Here is a 20056-nt window from a genome sequence, read left to right as displayed (position 1 = left end):
GGCCGCCCGTACGGCGCGCGGCCGGTAGTCTGGGGTGTCGTACAGAAGAAAACCTTGCGAACAGGGGAGTGGAGTTATGTCGCTGGCGGTTCGAGTCATCCCGTGCCTGGACGTCGATGCCGGACGAGTGGTCAAAGGCGTGCATTTCGAGAATCTGAAGGACGCCGGCGATCCGGTGGAGCTCGCCGCCGAATACTACCGGCAGGGCGCCGACGAGCTCACCTTCCTCGATGTGACCGCCTCCAGCTCGCACCGCAACACGATGATTGACGTCGTGTCGCGCACCGCCGAGCAGGTGTTCATCCCCATGACCGTGGGCGGCGGCGTGCGCACCCCGGAGGACGTGGATTCGCTGCTGCGTTGCGGCGCCGACAAGGTGGGCGTCAACACGGCGGCCATCAACGATCCGACGCTCATCAGCCGCGTCGCCGAACGCTTCGGCAACCAGGTGCTGGTCCTGTCCGTCGACGCGCGCCGCGAGAAGGGCGAGCAGCACACGCAGTCCGGTTTCGAAGTCACGACGATGGGAGGCCGCAAGTCCACCGGCATCGACGCGATCTGGTGGGTGAAACGCGCCGAGGAGCTGGGCGCCGGCGAGATCCTCCTCAACTCGATGGACGCCGACGGCACGAAGGAGGGCTTCGACCTCGAGATGATCCGCGCCGTGCGCAAGGAGGTCAAGATCCCGATCATCGCCTCCGGCGGCGCCGGCAAGGTCGAGGACTTCCCGCCGGCCATCGAGGCCGGCGCGAACGCGGTGCTCGCCGCATCGGTCTTCCACTTCGGGCTCATGACCATCGCCGACGTGAAGGCGGAGCTCAAACGCCACGGCTACACGGTGCGCTGAGACACGCGCGGACATGCGCCGGAACACCCAAGGAACCAACGGAAAGACTGCAATGACGGACATCATCTACGACAACACGACCGAACTCGACCCCCGCATCGCCGCGCGGCTCAAGCGCGACGCGAAGGGCCTCGTGGCGGCGGTCATCCAACAGTACGACACGCGTGAAGTGCTCATGGTCGGCTACATGAACGACGAGGCGCTCCGGCGCACGCTCACCACGGGGCGCGTGACCTTCTGGTCGCGATCCCGCCAGGAATACTGGCGCAAGGGCGACACGTCCGGTCACGTGCAGTACGTGAAGGGCGTGTCCCTGGACTGCGACGGCGACGCGCTGCTCGTCGAGGTCGACCAGGTGGGCGCCGCATGCCACACCGGCAAACGCAGCTGCTTCCTCGAAGGCGGACCGCTGCCGGTGGCCGTCGGCCATCGTACGCCGGAACAGGCCGACGGCGCCGACGATTCCAATGGCTCCGACTGCGAAGCACATGCGGACGATAGGGAAACGGAGGCACGGGCATGACCGAGTGCAGCGTCGAACATCTCAACTGGGGCGGCACCTGGCCGAACCGCGAACAGTTCCTCGAACTGGCCGGCGAAGGCTACCGCGTGATTCCGATCGTGCGCCGTCTGCTCGCCGACTCGCTCACCCCGGTCGGCTTCTACGAGCGCCTCGCCGGCGGCCGCACCGGCACGTTCATCCTCGAATCCGCCGAATACGGCGGCTCCTGGAGCCGCTACAGCTTCATCGGCGTGAACTCGATGGCGCAGCTGCGCGCCGACAAGGACGGCAACGCCGACTGGTTGGGCACCGTACCCGCCGGAGTCCCCACGCACGGCGACGTGGTCGAGGTCGCGCACGCCACGCTGAAGACGCTCAAGGCGCCGCGCGTGGAGGGGCTGCCGAACCTCACCTCCGGTCTGGTCGGCACCGTCGGCTGGGACGCGATCCGCCACTGGGAGCCGACGCTGCGCGCCAAGGCCCCGAACGAGACCGGCCAGCCGGAGATGGTGCTCGCCCTCGCCACGGACATCGCCGTCGTCGACCACGTGTCCGGTTCGGTGTGGCTCATCGCCAACGCGGTGAATGTGGACGACAAGCCCACGCGCGCCGACATTGCCTACGACCAGGCCGTCAGGCGGCTTGACCGCATGCAGGAGAACGCGGCCACGCCCACGCCGGGCGAGGCCCGCGTCAGCGCGCTCGACACCAGCGTCAAACAGCCGGAACTGCGTTTCCGCACCCCCAAGGAGGTGTACGAGAAGGCGGTGGAGGCCACGCGGCGGCACATCATCGACGGCGACGTGTTCCAGACGGTCATCTCCCAGCGCCTCGACATCGACTCGCCCGCCGATCCGTTCGACGTGTACCGCGTGCTGCGCACGCTCAACCCAAGCCCGTACATGTACTTCATGGCGTTGACCGACGCCGAGGGCCGCGATTTCAACGTGATCGGCTCCAGCCCGGAGACGCTCATCAAGGTGGACGACGGTCACGCGCTCACCTTCCCGATCGCCGGCTCCCGGCCGCGCGGCAAGACCCCGGAGGAGGACGCGCGCCTCGCCAAGGAGCTGCTCGCCGATCCGAAGGAGCGCAGCGAGCACATCATGCTCGTCGACCTGTCGCGCAACGACCTGAGCAAGGTGTGCAGGCCGGAGACCGTCGAAGTGGTGTCCCTCATGGACATCAAACGGTTCAGCCACATCATGCATATCTGCTCGACCGTCACCGGCGAGGTCAACCCGGACATGACCGCGTTCGACGTGTTCATGTCCGCGTTCCCCGCGGGCACGCTGTCCGGCGCGCCGAAGCCGCGCGCCATCGAGATCATCGACGAGCTGGAGCCCGCCGACCGCGGCATCTACGGCGGCACCGTCGGCTATTTCGACTTCTCCGGCAACATGGACATGGCGATCGCCATCCGCACCGCGTTCCTGCGCGACCATGAGGCGAGCGTGCAGGCCGGCGCCGGGCTGGTGCTCGACTCCGTGCCCGCCAACGAATGGCAGGAGACCCGCAACAAGGCGGAGGCCAGCGTCGAGGCCATCCAGATCGCCGCCCAGTTGCGCGAACTGTAGTCTCCCGGGCTTCTTTCCGGGATTTCCGGCGTTTTTCCGGGATTCGGGCGGGGAACATGGCGAGGGTCACGCGAACGTGACCGTCACCGTGTTCCCCGCCTTCTCGTCGCCGGTCCACGCGGTCGCCGCGCGCGTCCACGTCATGCCGTTCGCGGTGATCGTCGTGACGCCGTAGTGACGTGCGTTGACGACGATCCACGTCGCCGTCTGCCAGACCGCACGACGTGTGTTCCCGTCGCTCAGTCCATTCGGCATGGTGAAGGTGACGGTCGTGGCCGTCGCGCCGTCGCCCGTGGCATTATTCCCGTCCCCGCTTTCGCCGGCGTCATCCGTCGATTTCGATGACGACGATGACGTGACGGACGGATACGCGCCCTGCAGTCCGGCGGTCAATCCGTCCGGATCCGACGACATGACGTCGCCCGGTAGCCTGCACCCCACGCCGGCGGCGACCTCGCCGGTCAACGACTGCGCCCAGGCGCGCGCCAACCCGTCCCATTGCGCGTACGCGTCCGGATAGCCGGACAGCTGCACCGCCTGCGCCGCGTCCTCCACGGGAATCGACTCCCAATCGGACACCTTCACCAGCCCGTCGTAGAACGCATTCGTCGCGTAGGTCTCGTCCATGAGCTGTTCGACCGTGCCCCACCCCTGGCTGGGACGCTGCTGGAAAAGCCCCAGCGAATCACGGTCGCCGTACTCCAGGTTCGTGATCTTCGACTCCTGCATGGCGGTGGCGAGCGCCACCGTGGCCGCGTGGTCGGGCAGTCCGCGCGTCACGCCGATCGCGGTGATGAGGCCCGCGTTGCGCGCCTGTTCGGTGGACAGCACGTAGCTCATCACGCCGTCCGTCTGCTTCGCCATGCAGTATGCGCTCGTGTCCTTCGCAGAGGATGCTGCGTCCCCCAAGCCGGCGAGCCATTGCGCGGAGAGCTTCACGACGCCCACGATCACGGCGGTGACGATGCAGATGGTGGCCACGACGATGATGAGCGCGTGGCGGAGCGCCGTCGAGCCGCGCCGCGCGCCCGGTGCCGTGCGTTTCGTCATATGGGATCGCCCCTTCCGGCTTCCGTGATGTTCTTGTCCGAATCCGTGATGCCGCGTCTCACGTTACCAGTCCGATTGTGGTTGTTCGGCAAGAGAACCCTGGGAACGACCCTGATGGTTGCCCTGAACGAGGTCGGGGGAGGATAATGGGCGGCGAGTGGTTGGTCGGATGTCGTGCAGCGTATGCGGGGAGGTGCCGGTGATGATGGAACAGGACGGTGGACGGCGACGGAGAATGAGGGGAACGCGGTCCCGTCGCGTCGTCGCATGGATCGTGGTGGTCCTGATGGTCGTCGTGCTGGGCGTCGCCGGTTCGATCGCCGTGCGCACACTGACGGGGACGGATTGGCGTTCCGGCGATGCGGCGGGGGAGACGTCGACGGATGCGACGGCTCCGAGCGCCGCCGCCGAAGCGAAGTATCCGAAGGCGGTGAGCCCGGTCGACTACAACGGCAACGGGGTTGACGATTACGCGGACATCGTCGCCGGTGCCCGCAGGGATGCGGAGAACCGGCCCGCCTACGACGACGGCTATTATGAGGGCGGCTATCCGCCGGACGACCGCGGCGCGTGCACCGATCTGGTGTGGCGCGCGTTCAAGACGGCCGGATACGATTTGAAGGCCATGGTGGACGCGGATGTGGCGGCCGATCCGGCGAGCTACGCCGCCGTCGCGCCGAACCCGGATCCGAACATCGACTTCCGTCGCACCGGCGTGCTCGACGTGTTCTTCTCGAAATACGGGGAGAAGCTGACGCTCGACCCGGCCGATCACGCGCAATGGCAGGGCGGCGACGTCGTCGTGTTCCAGAACGTCAAACACATCGGCATCGTCTCGGACAAACGCGACGCGGACGGCACCGCGTTCATCCTGCACAACATGGGCCAGCGGCAGCGTGAGAACGACTATCTCGCGTTCAGGACGCACATGACCGTCACCGGCCACTACCGTTTCGACGCGTCCAAGGTCCCGCAGAGCGTGCTGCGCCAATGGCGGCAGTGACGGTTGCGGTTGCGGCGGTCCGCAGGCCGAGGACGGCGGCGGCTATCTGCCGTTCCGGTCGGGCCTCACGCGCAGTTCGGGCAGCATCACGACGAACAGGGCGGCAGCCATCACCGCGGTGACGAGGTCGGCGAGCGCCTGCGCGGCGATGACGCCGTCATAGCCGAACAGGCGCGAGCCGGCGACCAGGGTGACGGCGAGGATCAGACCCTGACGGCTGATCGACAGGACGAACGCTCCCAACGCCTTGCCGGTCGACTGGAACGTGCAGGTGGTGACCATGACGATCGCCACGCATACGAGGCTCAGCAGCTGGATGCGCAGCATGCCCGCGCCGAGCGTGACGATCCGTTCGTCGGCGATGAAGAAGCGCATGAGCCGCCGGTCGAAGACGCTCAGCACGACGGTCATGACGAGGGCGAACGAGCAGAGGAACAGGTAAGCGAACCGCATGATGCCGTGCAGTCGGCGCATATTACGCGCCCCGTAGTTGTAGCCGATGAGCGGCTGCGCGCCGAACGCGAATCCGACGAACACGAGCACGGCGATCATGACGACCTTCAGGGCGATGCCCATGGCGGCGACCGTGTCGGTGCCGTAGGGGAGCAGGAACAGGTTGACCATGACCAGGCCGACGCTCTGCGTGAGGTTCGTGATGGCGGAGGGGATGCCGATGGCGAGGATGTTGCGGATCTCGAGCGCGGTGATGTCGAGACGGCGTTTCGCCGTGGCGGCGGCCGCGGTCGCGGTGCCGAACATGAGCCGCGGGTCGATGGACAGGTTGCGGCTGCGTTTCAGCAGGAACCAGACGAAATACGCATCGGTGCAGATGTTGGCGATGACGGTCGCGCCTGCGGAGCCCGCCGCTCCCCAGCCGAGCCCCTGGATGAACAGGGGGTTGAGAATCATGTTGACGACGGTGCCGACGATCGAGCCGATCATGGAGGGGACGGCGTGGCCTTCGGTGCGCAGCAGGTTCGTGGGCGTCATCGAGACGATGATGAACGGCGAGCCGATGATGATGAGCGTGTAGAACTCGGAGGCGTGCGTCCACGTGTCGTCGGTCGCGCCGAGCAGGGTGAGCATCTGCGTGCGGAAGACGAGTCCCAGCACGACGATGACCAGTCCGGTGACGATCGCCCCGTAGAAGCAGAACACGCTCAGACGGCGTCCGTCGTCATACCGTTTCCTGCCGAACAGGCGGGAGACGACGGAGGCGCCGCCGAGGCCGAAGATGTCGCCGAGCGCGATCATCACGGTGAACATGGGCGCGGTCAGGGAGACGCCGGCCACCATGCTCGTGTCTCCGGTGTGCGCCACGAAGTACGTGTCCATCATGTTGTAGACGAGCGTGACGAGCATGCTCAGCACGACGGGCATCGTCAACGCGAAATACGCCTTCGGGATCGGCGCCTTCTCGAACAGTTCGCTATCCACGGATTCCTGCCTTCTCCTCTTTCCCTCGTTTTATGCCACTGCGCCCCGCGTTGTCGGGTCGGCGCGTCACCGGGAGTCTCGCAGGGTGATCCCCGCGGCGGCCATCTCCTTGCGCGCGGCGGCTCCCAGCTCCTCGCTGACCGGCACGGTCAGATCCTCGAACACGGTGACCGGGTAGCCGAGTCCCGCCGCGTCGAGCGCCGTCTCCTTGACGCAATGCGATTCGGCGATGCCGACCACGTCCACCGCTTCGACGCCGGCTTTCCTGAGCGCGTTGGCGAGCGTCAGCCCCTGCTTCTGCGCCGCCTGGACCTCGTCGCGCGACTGGATGCGATCCGTATCGTCCTCGATGCCCTCGAAACCCGAGTAGGCGGCAGCGTACTGGCCCTTCTTGAAATGATGCGCGATGCCGAGTGCGGCGATCGCCGGATGCAGGTCGGCGTTCGGCGTGCCCGCCTTGCCGTGCACCGGCCACGTGTCCACGAAATCCGGATGCTCCGACCAATGATCGCCCGGCTCGATATGCCAGTCCTGCGTGGTCGCGATATACGCGTAGTCGCCGCGATGCGCCTCTACATATGCGGCGATGCGCTTCGCGACCGCGTCGCCTCCCTCGACGCCGAGTTCGCCGCCCTCGCAGAACGTCGGCTGCACGTCCACCACGATCAACGCCCTATCCGCCATGATTGACTCCTTCACTGTCGGTCTCCCCGCCTTGGACGGTGGAGCTGTCCGCATCCACTCTAATGGGCGAACCGGCCACACAGGCGCGCAGTCCATGCATGTGTCCGATTCCGGCGGATGCCGGACGTGTACGAGCATGCTCATAGGATGGTGGCCCATGTGCGAACCCGCGTGTGAGAGGACGGATGAGAGGACGCGCCGCCGCGCCGTCCTCGGCCTGCCGCTGCTGTTCTGGGGCCTGTGGCTGGCCCTGCTGATCCTATGGATGGGCAGGTTCGTCATCTCGTTCATGTCCATGTACCTCGTCAAGGACCTGCACATGGACGCGGGACTCGCCGGCACCATCGTCTCCATGTACGGGTTCGGCGGAATCTTCGGCTGCCTGTTCGGCGGCTCCCTGTCCGACCGGTTCGGCCGCCCGGCCATGATCATCTCCGGAGAGCTCGGCTCGGCGGCGATGCTCGTGCTCCTCTCGTTCATCGACGATCCGACGCTTATGGGCGCGATGCTGCTCGTCTACGGTGCGATCTCCTCCATCCCCACGCCGGCCATCGCCGCGTACATCGCCGACGTGGTGCCGATGCGCGACCAGAAACGCGCATACACGCTGCAGACGTGGGCGGTGAACTTCGGCTTCGCCACAGGACCGATCATCGCGAACCAGCTCGTCAAGATCTCGTACACGCTCATGTTCTACGTGGAGGCCGTCATCCTCGTGGTCGCCACCGGCCTGCTCGCGTTCTTCTTCCACGAGGCGCGCGTGCACACGCCGAAAACCCCGGAAGCCGGCGTCGCCGGGAGCCGCCCCACAGCCGCCGACGGGAAGCGCGGCACGAACGTCTCGATGCTCGGCAACTACCGTCGTGCGCTCGCCGACTGGCCGTTCATGTCGATGGTCGTGCTCATGTTCGCCTACACGATCGCGTACTTCCAGATGACCAGCGGCCTGCCGATCGCGATGACCGGCCTCGGCATGGGCGCGGACCGGTATTCGGTGCTGCTGACCATCAACGGCGCCATGCTGTGCCTGCTGCAGATTCCCGCCATCGCCGTGTTCAACCGGATGAGCAACACGCGCGTCCTCGTGCTCGGCATGCTGATGACGGCGGTCGGATACATGTTCCAGATCGGCGCGACCACATGGCACGCCTTCGCGCTCGCCACCGTCCTGTGGACGTTCGGCGAACTGGGCACGTTCCCGATTGCCGCGACCACCGTCGCGAACCTCGCGCCGGCCGAGGCGCGCGGCACCTACCAGGGCCTGTACAACCTGGTCTGGGCGTTGTCGAACGGGGCGGCGCCGCTGGTCGGCGGATGGATCATCAGCGGATTCGGAAGCCGCGTGCTCTGGATCTGCTGCACGGTGATGTTCCTGCTCGTCGCCGCCGGACTCCACGCCACGAAGGGCGCCCGCGAACGCGCCATCACCCGCAACCTGCGCGCCGCCGACCTGGAAGAGTAGCAGGCAGGGACGGCGGCGCACGGAATGCCGTCCGCCGTCACATGCGGTTGTCGTAATATGACCTGACGATCATCGAGACCGTCGTGTGAATGACGAGTGCGGCGAGGAATCCGAGCCCCACGTACATGAGCGGCTTCGAGCCGAACGCGAACGACGCCTCCATAAGCAGGACCTCGGCTCCGACGCACACCAGGACCATGATTCGTGAGGTCGTGGCCGCGGCTTTTGTCTTGATGAGCAGTTCGCGTTCGTCCTCGCGTGGAACCGAGAACGGATCTCGTTCAGTCACGATGCCGCCGATCAGGAAGACCACGACGGGGACGAGCCACCACAGGCTGGATGTCCACCATCCTCTGAATGCCGCGCCCGCCCAGCCGTAGCGGATGCCTCCGGCGATGATGAACACCGCCATCCACGCGAGTACGATGCCCGCCGCGGCGAACATCCGAATCCGTGTCCACCGTGTCTGCCTGGACGTGGGCCGTGATGCGAGCCGTGTCGTCTGCGGTTCGTCGCCAGCCGACGTGCAAGGTCGGACGAACGCCGTGATAATCAGTCCGAGTCCTGCCAGGGTCAGCATTGCACATGTCGTCATGGACAGCCACAAGGGGACGGGGATGAGACGGGGATCGTCGATGAGCATCCCAACGCCGGACAATCCGATCGTCGTCACGGCCATGCCGACCCACAGTATGTCCATTCGGGCCACGCCTCTCCTCTTCGTCCTGTCTGGGACGTTCGCCTCGCTGTCTTTCCTGTCATCGTTATTGTTGTGCCTACGCATAGCCGTGCTCCTTGTCTTCGATGAGTCTGTTTTCCTCGAGCAGGCACAGGTCCTCAACGGTGACACCGAACACCCGTGCCATCCGGTAGGCGAGCATGAGCGAAGGGCTGTATCGACCTTTCTCGATGGAGATGATGGTGCGCGACGACACATACACCATATCCGCCAGCTCCTGTTGCGTCATATCCGCCATCCTGCGGTACTCGCGGACCTTGGTCTTCATGATGTCCCGATCACCGCCTTCCTTCATTGGCGTGCGATAGTCCTGATGGATGATTCAAACGGTCAGGGAATCTGAAGTTCCCTTCATGTGAAGTCAACTTCAGCTTATCACATCGTGAAAGAGACGCGCAATGCGGAAGTCAGGGGTTATTCGGCGCTATGGCCTGTTTCTTCGTCAGGGTGAGGTCATGGTCAGCCGCCGCCAACCGGTCGCGGATCTCGGCGAGCAGCTCGACGGTGCGCTCCTCGGGAGAGACCTCGGGCTCCTTCGCCTTCTCGTCCTCCTCCTGCTTGAGCTTCGCCTTGACGAGCATCGCGTCGGTCATGTCACGGAACTTGTTGATCGGCACGAGGATGAAGAAGTACACGGCCACGGCGATGACGAGGAAGTTGAGCAGCGCGCCCAGGATCGCGCCGAGCGAAACGGTCGCTCCGTTGAACGTGAATGCGAGCAGGCCGCTCATGTCCGGTTTGCCGAACACCATCGCGATGAGCGGATTGATGAGACTGTCCACGATCGCGTTCACCACGGAGGTGACCGCGCTGCCCATGACCACGCCCACCGCCATGTCGATCATGTTGCCGCGTGAGATGAACTTCTTGAACCCGTCGATCATGTCTTTCTCCTTCGTGTCGTTCATAGGATCATCCACGCGATTATCCCGATTTCGGCGGACTTCGGCCGACCGAAGCCACCGATGATGCTCAACATGGTGATTATCGATAGCGAAAAACAATATCAACAACATGTTGATTATTGGAATAACAGTGGAGTCTGGGCCCATGTGAGGTAAGCCCATTCGCATGGGCCCAGTAGGGCGATTAATCGGCAGGTTTTTCGCATCCAGTGATGCGGTGGTGGCGATATGGGGGAGAAGAGGTCGGAATCGTATGCTGCTGTGGTTTCGGCCTGTTCGTCCTTTCAGCTGGTGAGGCCTTGTGCGGGTTGTATTCGGGTGGCGTTGCGCGCGGGGATGGCCGCGGCGAGGAGCGCCGCCATGAGGATGACGGGGATGAGCACGCCGATCTGCGTCCATGACAGTTGCGTGGTGAATTGACGGGTCATGCCGCCGATCTGGGCTTTGACGCCGGCTGGCCCAAGCGGCAGGCCGACGAGCAGGCCAACAAGCGTGCCGATGATGGTCAGGGTCAGCGCTTCGATGGCGATTTCCGTGCGGATGACGCCGCGTCTGGTGCCGAGCGCGCGCAGCATGCTGATTTCGTTGGTTCGTTCGATGACGGACAGCGCGAGCTGGTTGGCGAGCCCGGTCAGGCTGATGATGACGGTGATGGCGAGCATCGCGTAGGAGAGCATGAGCAGCATGTTGAGTACGTTGAGGATGTCGTTGCTTTCGGCGATGCCACCTCCGACCGTGGCGTTCGGATCGGCCACGGCCAGCCGGTTAACCTGGCCGGCGAGCTTGGCGCGGTCGATGCCGGGTCTGGCCTTGAACCAGATCATGCTGGTCCTTAACGCCGGCTCGATGGTGGCGGCGTGCGGCAGTGCGCCGAGTTGGCCGTCGGTGATGATGACCGCGAGTTTCGGCGATTCGGTGAGCTGCGAGGCGTGCGCCCTGACCGTGACGGGAACACCGGCGACGGTGAGCGTGAGCGTATCACCTTCCCTGATGCCGATGATGCTCATGTAGCGCGGGTGGACGAGCGCGACCGGCAAGCCGTCCTTTTCACCGGCATGCCACGGGTTGTCCGTGGCGAAGACTGCGGCGGCGTTGTCGGGGATGACGTCGAGTATCCGGGGTGTGGTCTTCGCTCCGTCCGGCGTGTGGTCGATGTCGATGGTGCGTATCGGGTAGGAGCCTCGCGCGTCGGTGATTTCGCTGGCATGCTGCAGGACTTTGTCGGAGAGCGTATTGCCGTCCGGCGTGTAGAGGGCGGCGCTGACCGGATAGCGGTGGTCAAGGTCGGCGTTGATGGTGGCGGTGCCGGTGGCCGCGGCCGAGGAAAGCGCGGCGATCAGGCTGATGCCGAACGCGACCGCGGTGACGGTGCCGCCCGCGCGTCGTGCGTTCGCCGTCAGATTCGATGCGGCCAGTCTGCCCGCCAATCCGCAAACGGACAATGCCGCACCGATGATGGGCATGAGCATCGCGACAAGTCCGGGCAGGGCAAGCACGAGACCGAGCGCCAAAGCAAGACCACCGGCCAACGCGATGGGCATGTGGAACCCGGCCGCACCGACCCATAGCAGCGCGACGCCGGCGATCGCGCACACTGCACCGAACACGATGCACGGAACACTGCCGTTATACGTCTTGCCATCCGCCGTCACATCGTCGTTGCCGTCTCCGGACTGCGCGGCTCCGTCCAATGCCTGGATGGGTGGGATGCGCGTGGCGTGGCGTACGGTCGTCCACGCGGTCAATACCGTGGCCAGAATGGTCAGCAGTAGCGTTCCCGCCAGCAGGAGCGGGTTGGCGGCGAACCCGCCGAACGTCTGACCCATCACCGTCATGGCCGCGTAACCGCCGCCCACGCCGATCAGGGCGCCGATGAACGTGCCGGCTATGGCGGTGATCAGCGCTTCGGACAATACCAGCGACCGGATGTTCGCGTGTCTGGCTCCGATCAGACGCAGCATGGCGATGTCCCGCGTGCGTTGCGCAATCAACGTCCGGTAGGTGCTGGAAATCACCATCATCGCGGCACACAGGGCGATGACGGCGAACACCGCCATAATCACGGTCAATTGCGTGCTGCCGCCGGCCATCATCGCCGACGCCTGACGGATCATCTCCACGCCCGTGACCGCCGTGACACCATCCACCTTGGCCGCCGTCGCAAGACGTTGGGTGACCGAATCGATGTCGGAGGGGTCGTTGAGCTTGACGAACAGCTCACCCGGCGTCATGTCACCGAAGTACGACGGATCGGCGTAGATCGCGTAGTCGGTGCCGGTCATCGGCTTGAACCGCACATCATTGATGCCGCTGACCGTCACCGCATGCTTCGTGCCGTCGGACGATTTCAACGTGACCGTGCCGCCGACCCGCACACCGAGCTTGTCGGCCGTATCCTGCGAGACGACGATCTGGTCGGCGGACCGCGGCCAGTCGCCGGACTCCAGTCCAAACCAGCGCAGGGACGGGTCCCGGGCGACGGAATACACGTTCGCCGTGCCACGCGCATCCATGCCGTACGCGGTGACCGTGGCCGCATAATACGGAGCCGTCGCCTTCACCTTGCCGTTGACACGCGCCTCGGCAAGCACGTCCTCGGCCCACGAGGTCTTCAAGGATTTCACTTCGGCGTCGCCGGGATCGATGATGACGTCCACCGGTTTCAACGGCGCGGCCGTGACCGTGGCCATGCTCGCGGTGGACGTGCCCTGGAACACGACCGTGCCCGTCAGCATCGCCGCCGACAGGACCACCGCCAACAGGACGGCGAGCAGTCGGGACGGAGAATGCCTGATCTGCGCCCATGCCACCCGGATCATCGCACACCGTCCTTTCGGGGGACGGCATCCGACCACCCTCCGTCGCCTGTGGCGACACCTCCCGCCGGCGGGAGGAAAGAACCAGCGTCCTGTTCGAGCACGCGCACCACGTCGGCGGCCGTCGGATGTGCGATATCCGCCGCGATTAGTCCGTCACGTACCACGAGCGCCCGGTCGGCGTAAGCGGCGGCGTTCGGATCATGCGTGACCATCACGATCGTCTGCCCGCGCCGCGACGCCATATCCCGCAAAATCACCAGCAACTGGCGCGACGACTTCACATCCAGAGCGCCGGTCGGCTCGTCCGCGAACACCACCGCGGGATTCCCGGCCAGCGCGCGGGCGACCGCCACGCGCTGCCGTTGCCCGCCGCTCATCTCCTGAGGCTTGTGATCAAGCCGATTCTCGATGCCCAGCTCGCGCGCGATCCCGCGTATGGCCTGCCGGTCAGGCTTTCTGCCGCGCAGCGTGAACGGCAGCTCGATGTTCTGCTCCGCCGTCAGGTACGGCAGCAGGTTGAAATCCTGGAAGATGAACCCGATCCGGTCGCGCCGCAGATCGGACAACGCGTCATCCGACAACGTCGAAATATCCACGCCATCGATAATCACCCGGCCGGAAGTCGGCGTATCCAAACCCGCCAGCAGATGCAGCAACGTGGTCTTGCCCGACCCCGACGGGCCCACGATCGCCGTGAACCTGCCCTTCTCGAACCGGGCCGTGATGTCCGCCACCGCGACCGTTTCGGCCATGCCGGAACCGTACGTCTTGTGCACGTCAATCGCCTTGACCGCCGCCGGATGCACGGTCATGCCGCCGTTTGTTCCTGCTATGCCTGTCATGCCAGCCCCTTCCTGTGTTCCACGGATGATTCGATCGCCGATGCGCCGAACCTTCCGTTCGCACAACCAACTTATGGGGATGGAATCGTGCGGGGTATCATCCGGAAGAACCAATCCGCATCCGACCGGTATCGAAGTATGAATGGACCGGTACCTAGGTATGAGTTCTCTGGAACGAGGAGAGTGGGAATCATCATTGCGAATCATGTCATCGGCCAACTGATACGGGTAACGTCGTTGGTATGAAGGTTCGTGCAGAGGATACGGTCGCCTTGTTCGGCGTGCTGTTGTGCATGCTGTTCGGTGCGGCGGGCATGGGCGATTGGGCATGGGCGAGCGTGGCCGTCGCCTCCATCGTGTTCGTGCGACGGCGGTTCACCGTATTCGCCGTATCGGCGACCGTCGTCCCCGCCGCATATACGACCATCTACGGCTCGTTCACGTTGATCGGCCAGCTCATGGCGGTGGTATCCGTGTTTCTGTGCGGGACAGGTCGGGTGAGGCGTCGCCGGCTGGTTGGCTTGGCGTCGTGTCTGTTGCCCATCGTCGCATTCGGCCTGCACTTGGTAATTGTTTGCTCCCCGGATTGGACGATGCCCGTGGCCGGCCTGTTCGCGGGCAGTCTGATGCTGTCCGCATGGCAGGCGGGCCGGCTCAACCGTGCCAAGGATATGAGACTTGAGGTGGAGGAGGAACGCCGGATCATGGCCGAACGCGACAGCGACATGCGTGCGCGGCTGGCCGTATTGGAGGAACGCATGCGCATCAGCCACGAGATGCACGACATCCTCGCCCACGCGCTCACCAGCATCACCGTCCAAGCCGAAAGCGGCAGAACGACCACCGCCGATTCCAAATCACGCACGGTGTTCGCGGACATCTCCCAAGCCTCACGCGAAGCCGTCGCCGATTTGCGGGCCCTACTATCCGACATTACGAGAGAAGACCGTTTGCCGGAACCCACGCTCGACCAGTTCGACGCTCTCATCGCCGGATATCGGAAGCAAGGACTGATCATTGACCTGCATCAGGAGGGCATGAAGCTATCGTGTCTGCCGACGGGACTGTCTCACGCCGTATACCGTGTGGCCGAGGAATGTCTGACCAATGCGCTGCGCTACGCACAACCTCGCTGCGTCGATCTGTCCCTGACCATCACCGGCGATGCGATTCGATTGCACTGCGAAAACCCGTATGCGTCTCTTTCTTGCGCATCGACGTCACCGAATACCACCAAATGGCGACGGCGCGGACACGGTCTTGACGGCATCCGGTGGAGGTGCGAGCAATATGGCGGTCACGCCAGCATCAGCATGACGGGTGGGCTCTGTTCAATCGATGCTGTCTGGCCGCTGTCCCATCAGAGAGAACCGGTGGCGGCGGCATTGAACGAGACGGGCGACGGACACCGTCAAGAAGGACGGCGGCAATGACGGAAAACGCACACCGGATGCAGCCCATTCGCGTGATGCTGGTCGACAACCAGTCGCTGATACTCAGCGGGTTCACGCGCATCATCGACGCACAGCCCGATATGACCGTCATCGCCACGGCCGCGGACGGCGAAACCGCGATACGCACGGCCCACCAATCCAAACCGGACGTGATCCTCATGGACGTGCGCATGCCCGGACTCGACGGCATCCAAGCTGCACGCATCATCATTCACGATCTGCCGGAAACACGCGTCATCGGCCTGACTTCATACGACACCGACGCCTACGCCATCGGCATGCTCGATGCCGGAGCCAGCGGATTCCTCCTCAAAAACAGCAGTGCGGAACAGTTCATAGACGCCATACGTGCCGCCGCCTCGGGTAACACCGTCATGGGCACCGCCACCATGAACCGTCTCAGCCAACGGCTTGCCACCGGTTCCGTCCGGACGACGGCGGCGGTGACGGCATCCGCGGACGACGAGGCATCGGTCGGAAGGAACGACGACGATCTTCCCGATTTCACCAGCCGGGAACGCGACATCCTCGCCCGCATCGTCCAAGGCGATTCCAACGAGCAGATCGCCGCACGCTTCGGCATCAGCGTATCCACCGTCAAAACCCACATCGGCAACATCCTCAGGAAAACCGGTCAGACCAACCGCGTACGTCTCATCGTCTGGGCCGCACGACACCTTCGGGAAGTATGAATCGTTCCCTATGCATGCGTACAATTGCCGCCGAATTGCGGTCTCTACGGCTCAAGGCTAATTCTTCGGCCCGATCCAATCGAGACACATCCTCATGCGCATATTCAAGATGCTCGACCAATTCGTCCAGCAGGAGCGCATCACGTTCTCGATTATGCTCACATAATCCTTGTCAAATCGTTTTTGATGGCATCATAGAATCGTTTCCCCGACGCAGTGTGCTGTGCGTTGAACAGTAGGGTGCGCATGGACAACAGTGACACCGGAGCACCGAGAGTGGATTCCAAATCATCCTTGAGTGACAGAATCGTTCCCGCCGTGGCCCGTTGCCCTTCGTTCAGCCGATAGACGAGATCGACATCGGAAAGAGCGTTGTTGTCCCCGCGAGCAACGGAACCATAGACATACATCTCTCCCACCCCATGGTTCGGGGCGGTTTTCCGTGCGGCGTCTCGTACTTGGCCCAGGGAAAGAACACTCATATCCCTTATGATACATAGTTCCTAATCGTATTGGGAGCCTCGCGTATCACCGCCTTGAGCAGCAGCCATGCGCTTATCGCGGCGACGGCGATGCCGACCGGAATCACATAACCGGCGAATCCCGTTCCGTGTAATGCCCATGTGGTCGGTATGACGGCGTACAGCATCGGCGCGTCTTCGAACATGCCGGAGCTCACCGTAAGCCCGGCGACGACGAAGAAGGCGACGACGTTCCATGCGACGAGGGGACTGGCCCAGAGTCGCAGGGCGAAGCATGCAAGGGAAAGAACGACGGCGGCGAACACAAGCATCACAACGGTATGCGGTGAGAGAGGCCGCTCATTGACGGCAAATCCGATGGCGAATCCATACAGCAAAGTCAGGCAGACGTTGACCACGACGCCGAGCGACAGCGACTCCAAGGTAAAGCGAAGCAGAAGCCGATCGTGGATGCTGAAGGAACGATACGAAGAGGGCACCCTCGCATGGGAGAAGACGAGACCGGCCGTGGCTATGGGAAGCGCCATCACCATCGCCGACTGCACCACCGCGCCCGTGTTCCCGTAACGGAAGAAAAGCAGCGGGAGAAAAAGCACGGCCATGATGGCGAGCGTCGACCAGCGGATCAGCGACACGCGCTCGATACGGATCAGGGATTTCATTTCTTATCCGCTCCTTTGCAACGGAACCAGCTCAACAGGACATAGGCGACCATGAGCGCCACAATCGGGACGACGACCATCACGGGGTCGACGGGCGCTTGGCCCGCCAGTTCCGCCGGCGACATCACGGTACCGTTCAGGTGCAATCCGACGGCCCGTAGGGCGTTCGCGACGTAAGGCGTCGCATGGTCGGGAAGGTCACCCGGCAGTATGACCCATACATAGCAGAGGACGCCCGTGACGATTCCGGCGATCCTGGAATCGGCGGCGATCTCGATGATCGAGTAGATCAGGGAAACCGCAAGGCTCTGCAGCGCGACGAAGCACAGGACAGCAGCCAGATTCGGATGCATCTTGATGCCCGTCAGGACCATGATGGCGTCGAAGCACAATACGCTCAGCAGGTTCACGGAGACCAGAAGCAGCACCCGGAACACGGTCCTGAGCGAGCATGGCTTCCATGCGGAATACACCCGGCGCGGCAAACCACCGTAGTGCGCTTTCGCAACCCTGTCATCGCAGGCGAAGAGCAGCGTGAGGCAGATCAGCGGCTGGGTGCCGGTGAAGTAGATGCAATACCCTCCGGTTATCGGGGTTCCGTTCGCCGCGCTTGAGATCCACGCACCCAGCAGGAGAGACGACACGGCTCCGAACACCGCGGCGAGGGAATACCATACGTTCCAGTAATAGGCGACCAACGCGCGAATGGGAGAAATGGCGCTCACGACTCATGCCTCCCGTAATACAGATCCGCGAGGTTCACCCCGGTCAGATTCGCGACCTGCACGGCCCGGCCATGTCGGATCATGATGCATTCGTCCGGGACTCCCTGGATCTCATGGAGCAGATGCGTTGAGATGACGACGCAGTTCCCCTTATCCCGATAGGCGCGAAGCATTTCGGACAAGGCGATCATGCCATCGGGGTCCATGCCGTTCTGCGGCTCGTCAAGGAACAGGAATCTCGGATGCGGTACGAGGGCGAGGCACAGCTCCAGACGCTCCTTCATGCCCGTCGAATAGTCTTTCGCCTTCCGCCCATGCGCCGCGCGGTCGATGCCGACAGCGTCCAACGCCGTCTCCGGGTCCACGTCCAGTTCCCAGAACGCGGAGGCCACCTCGACGTTCCGTCTGCCGCTCAGATAGGGGAAGAAACTGGGGTGGTCTATCGCCGCGGACATCTCGTTGATATTCGTCCCGGTGTACGTGACGTTCCCGCTCACGGGCTTGATTCGTCCGAGCAGCGTCTTCATCAGCGTGGTCTTGCCCGCGCCGTTCGCCCCGAGCAGGCAGATGATCCTGCCCGTACGTAATTGCAGGTTGATGTCGCTGACGATCGGGGAGTTCCTGTATCCGATTGAGAGATTCGTCGCCGATATAGCTGGCATGATCCACCTTCCATGAGAAGCGTCCCCGGAGGTCAAGGCCAAGGCTGTCTTGTCTCCACGGGCCGCGCGTCACACGACGCTGCCGACTGTTTGCATCCATGGTCTTCCCGGCCGCGCGGGATTTCCATCGGTCACAAGGATGAACGCGCACCTCATCCTTGAGGATGAGGTTCCGTGTCCGTTGGAGATAAGAGGGAACGCGATGCGGTTCGGTGAGGTGGGGAGACACATGGATTGACGATTCGGCGAGGCGCGTCAATCCACGGTAGGCTTGAAATCATCCGCTCGGCATCCAAGGAAGGAACGCAATGATCGAGATACAGGGGCTCACCAAATCATTCGGAAGGACACGCGGCGGAGGGACGCGCGGTACGCAGGCAGGGCGCGGCGGAACGGTACCCGGTTCGGCTGCCCGGCGTGGTGCGGCAGGCGGCGCGCGCAAAGCCATCGACCACGTCACCTTCACCGCCGAAGACGGCAAAGTCACCGGATTCCTTGGACCGAATGGAGCCGGAAAATCCACCACAATGCGCGCCGCTCTCGGCCTGATCCGCCCCGACGAAGGCAGTGCGCTCATCGACGGACGGCCCATCGGACGCATCGAGGCGCCGATGAGAGTCGTCGGAGCCGTACTCGACGCCAAATCGGCCCATCCCGGACGATCCGCCTACGCGCACCTGCGTGCGCTCGCCCTCACCAACGGCATCGGCCGCAAACGTGTCGATGAGATCATCGACATGACCGGACTCGCCGCGGTGAGGCAACGTCCCGCCGGTCAGTTCTCGCTTGGCATGAGTCAGCGTCTGTCCATCGCGGCGGCGCTCCTCGGCGACCCACACAATCTCGTCCTCGATGAACCCGTCAACGGGCTCGATCCCGAAGGCGTCAAATGGGTGCGCGAACTGTGCCGGTACTACGCTTCACAGGGGCGGGCCGTGCTGCTCAGCTCCCATCTCATGAGCGAAGTGGCCCTCACGGCCGACGATCTCGTCATCATCGGACAGGGGCGCATCCTCGAAACCACCACCGTGAACGCGTTCGTCGCCGAACATTCGCGGCATTCGATTCGCGTCGTCACCCCGGATCCGGCCAAGCTGTACGCCATCTTCGCGCATGCGGCCGGTGTGAGCGTGATGCCTGCGGCGCGTGCCGCAGGCGACCCGGAGGAAGGGCAGGCGTTCCGCATCGTCGGCGCCGACCTCAAAGCCACGGCCGACGTGTTCGCACGCGCCGGACTCGTCATCTACCAGTTCCTCGAGGAGCGCGCCTCGCTCGAGGAGGCGTACATGGCGTTGACGCATACCGCGGTCGAATACGCGTCGACGGTACCGGACGGGAGAAACGTCGCCATAGAAAATCGTCCGCAAGGGAATATGCCGAACCGTCCGCAGGAGGTGACGCGATGAGCAGGGGAGCGCACGCGTCGAAAGGACGCGGACGGCCGGGGACACGGTCGGACAGGCGAACCGTCGGACAGGCGGGACGGGACGGTGCGCGCCTCGCTCGCGCATC

Annotated in this window: 19 protein-coding genes and 1 pseudogene; 8 read left to right on the top strand and 12 right to left on the bottom strand. The window is 64.0% G+C overall.

The window, feature by feature from the left end:
• The first annotated feature begins 76 nt into the window (after positions 1 to 76).
• From hisF to trpE, 3 genes and pseudogenes are all read left to right on the top strand, one after another.
• Entirely contained in the window at positions 77 to 847 is a 771-nt protein-coding gene (gene hisF / locus AC1AYN_RS03995) for an imidazole glycerol phosphate synthase subunit HisF (protein WP_101623070.1), read from the top strand.
• Between the two features lie 52 nt (positions 848 to 899).
• A pseudogene (gene hisI / locus AC1AYN_RS03990) lies at positions 900 to 1292 on the top strand (phosphoribosyl-AMP cyclohydrolase); the annotation flags it as partial.
• Between the two features lie 74 nt (positions 1293 to 1366).
• Positions 1367 to 2926, top strand: coding sequence for an anthranilate synthase component I (trpE, locus tag AC1AYN_RS03985; RefSeq protein ID WP_476501630.1), 1560 nt, complete (start codon positions 1367 to 1369; stop codon positions 2924 to 2926).
• Positions 2927 to 2992: 66 nt separating this feature from the next.
• Here the strand turns inward: trpE and AC1AYN_RS03980 are convergent, their stop codons facing one another.
• Positions 2993 to 3976 (bottom strand): cobalt transporter, encoded by a 984-nt coding sequence (locus AC1AYN_RS03980; RefSeq protein WP_476501631.1) that lies wholly within the window; start codon positions 3974 to 3976, stop codon positions 2993 to 2995.
• A gap of 235 nt (positions 3977 to 4211) precedes the next feature.
• Here AC1AYN_RS03980 and AC1AYN_RS03975 point away from each other — a divergent pair, with 235 nt between their 5' ends.
• Positions 4212 to 4979 carry a DUF1287 domain-containing protein gene (locus AC1AYN_RS03975; RefSeq protein WP_476532230.1) on the top strand — a complete coding sequence of 256 codons (768 nt, stop codon included), beginning with the start codon at positions 4212 to 4214 and terminating at the stop codon, positions 4977 to 4979.
• 42 nt (positions 4980 to 5021) lie between these two features.
• Here the strand turns inward: AC1AYN_RS03975 and AC1AYN_RS03970 are convergent, their stop codons facing one another.
• Positions 5022 to 6416: an MATE family efflux transporter gene (locus AC1AYN_RS03970; RefSeq protein WP_476532228.1), complete on the bottom strand. Its 1395-nt coding sequence runs from the start codon at positions 6414 to 6416 to the stop codon at positions 5022 to 5024.
• A 66-nt stretch (positions 6417 to 6482) separates the two neighbouring features.
• Complete coding sequence (locus tag AC1AYN_RS03965; protein WP_476501634.1) at positions 6483 to 7100, bottom strand: isochorismatase family protein; 618 nt, start codon at positions 7098 to 7100, stop codon at positions 6483 to 6485.
• Between the two features lie 157 nt (positions 7101 to 7257).
• Between AC1AYN_RS03965 and AC1AYN_RS03960 the strand changes: the two genes are divergently transcribed.
• Complete coding sequence (locus AC1AYN_RS03960) at positions 7258 to 8562, top strand: MDR family MFS transporter (protein WP_476501635.1); 1305 nt, start codon at positions 7258 to 7260, stop codon at positions 8560 to 8562.
• Positions 8563 to 8599: 37 nt separating this feature from the next.
• On the opposite strand, the gene AC1AYN_RS03955 is transcribed toward AC1AYN_RS03960, so the two are convergent.
• The 5 genes from AC1AYN_RS03955 to AC1AYN_RS03935 form a co-directional block, all read right to left on the bottom strand.
• Positions 8600 to 9007, bottom strand: a complete 408-nt coding sequence (locus AC1AYN_RS03955; protein WP_476532226.1) for a DUF2178 domain-containing protein — start codon at positions 9005 to 9007, stop codon at positions 8600 to 8602.
• A gap of 331 nt (positions 9008 to 9338) precedes the next feature.
• Positions 9339 to 9569, bottom strand: coding sequence for a helix-turn-helix transcriptional regulator (locus tag AC1AYN_RS03950; RefSeq protein WP_034528153.1), 231 nt, complete (start codon positions 9567 to 9569; stop codon positions 9339 to 9341).
• 139 nt (positions 9570 to 9708) lie between these two features.
• Entirely contained in the window at positions 9709 to 10185 is a 477-nt protein-coding gene (mscL, locus tag AC1AYN_RS03945; RefSeq protein ID WP_051922907.1) for a large conductance mechanosensitive channel protein MscL, read from the bottom strand.
• 305 nt (positions 10186 to 10490) lie between these two features.
• On the bottom strand, positions 10491 to 13025 hold the full coding sequence (locus tag AC1AYN_RS03940) for an FtsX-like permease family protein (protein ID WP_476532224.1): 2535 nt from the start codon (positions 13023 to 13025) through the stop codon (positions 10491 to 10493).
• On the bottom strand, positions 13022 to 13867 hold the full coding sequence (locus AC1AYN_RS03935) for an ABC transporter ATP-binding protein (RefSeq protein WP_476532222.1): 846 nt from the start codon (positions 13865 to 13867) through the stop codon (positions 13022 to 13024). Before AC1AYN_RS03935 ends, AC1AYN_RS03940 begins: the two co-directional genes overlap by 4 nt.
• Before the next feature lie 242 nt (positions 13868 to 14109).
• On the opposite strand from AC1AYN_RS03935, the gene AC1AYN_RS03930 reads away from it, so the two are divergent.
• Both AC1AYN_RS03930 and AC1AYN_RS03925 read left to right on the top strand, forming a co-directional pair.
• Entirely contained in the window at positions 14110 to 15300 is a 1191-nt protein-coding gene (locus AC1AYN_RS03930) for a sensor histidine kinase (protein WP_476532220.1), read from the top strand.
• The gene (locus AC1AYN_RS03925) at positions 15297 to 16013 is read left to right on the top strand and encodes a response regulator (protein WP_476532218.1); all 717 of its coding nucleotides are present in this window, start codon (positions 15297 to 15299) and stop codon (positions 16011 to 16013) included. Before AC1AYN_RS03930 ends, AC1AYN_RS03925 begins: the two co-directional genes overlap by 4 nt.
• Positions 16014 to 16171: 158 nt before the next feature.
• On the opposite strand, the gene AC1AYN_RS03920 is transcribed toward AC1AYN_RS03925, so the two are convergent.
• The 4 genes from AC1AYN_RS03920 to AC1AYN_RS03905 are packed head-to-tail and all read right to left on the bottom strand — an operon-like array spanning position 16172 to position 18544.
• Complete coding sequence (locus tag AC1AYN_RS03920) at positions 16172 to 16495, bottom strand: nucleotidyltransferase family protein (protein WP_034528183.1); 324 nt, start codon at positions 16493 to 16495, stop codon at positions 16172 to 16174.
• Positions 16496 to 16500: 5 nt separating this feature from the next.
• Positions 16501 to 17157 (bottom strand): cytochrome C oxidase subunit IV, encoded by a 657-nt coding sequence (locus AC1AYN_RS03915; RefSeq protein ID WP_476532215.1) that lies wholly within the window; start codon positions 17155 to 17157, stop codon positions 16501 to 16503.
• Positions 17154 to 17882 carry a hypothetical protein gene (locus AC1AYN_RS03910; protein ID WP_476532213.1) on the bottom strand — a complete coding sequence of 243 codons (729 nt, stop codon included), beginning with the start codon at positions 17880 to 17882 and terminating at the stop codon, positions 17154 to 17156. Before AC1AYN_RS03910 ends, AC1AYN_RS03915 begins: the two co-directional genes overlap by 4 nt.
• Complete coding sequence (locus AC1AYN_RS03905; RefSeq protein WP_476532211.1) at positions 17879 to 18544, bottom strand: ABC transporter ATP-binding protein; 666 nt, start codon at positions 18542 to 18544, stop codon at positions 17879 to 17881. The genes AC1AYN_RS03910 and AC1AYN_RS03905 overlap by 4 nt, the downstream gene beginning before the upstream one ends.
• Before the next feature lie 308 nt (positions 18545 to 18852).
• On the opposite strand from AC1AYN_RS03905, the gene AC1AYN_RS03900 reads away from it, so the two are divergent.
• Positions 18853 to 19950: an ATP-binding cassette domain-containing protein gene (locus AC1AYN_RS03900; RefSeq protein ID WP_476532209.1), complete on the top strand. Its 1098-nt coding sequence runs from the start codon at positions 18853 to 18855 to the stop codon at positions 19948 to 19950.
• The last annotated feature ends 106 nt before the right edge of the window (positions 19951 to 20056 follow it).

Source organism: Bifidobacterium sp. LH_413 (genome assembly GCF_056357015.1).
Note: the sequence above shows the minus strand (reverse complement) of the source record. Positions and strands in the feature narration are given on the sequence as shown.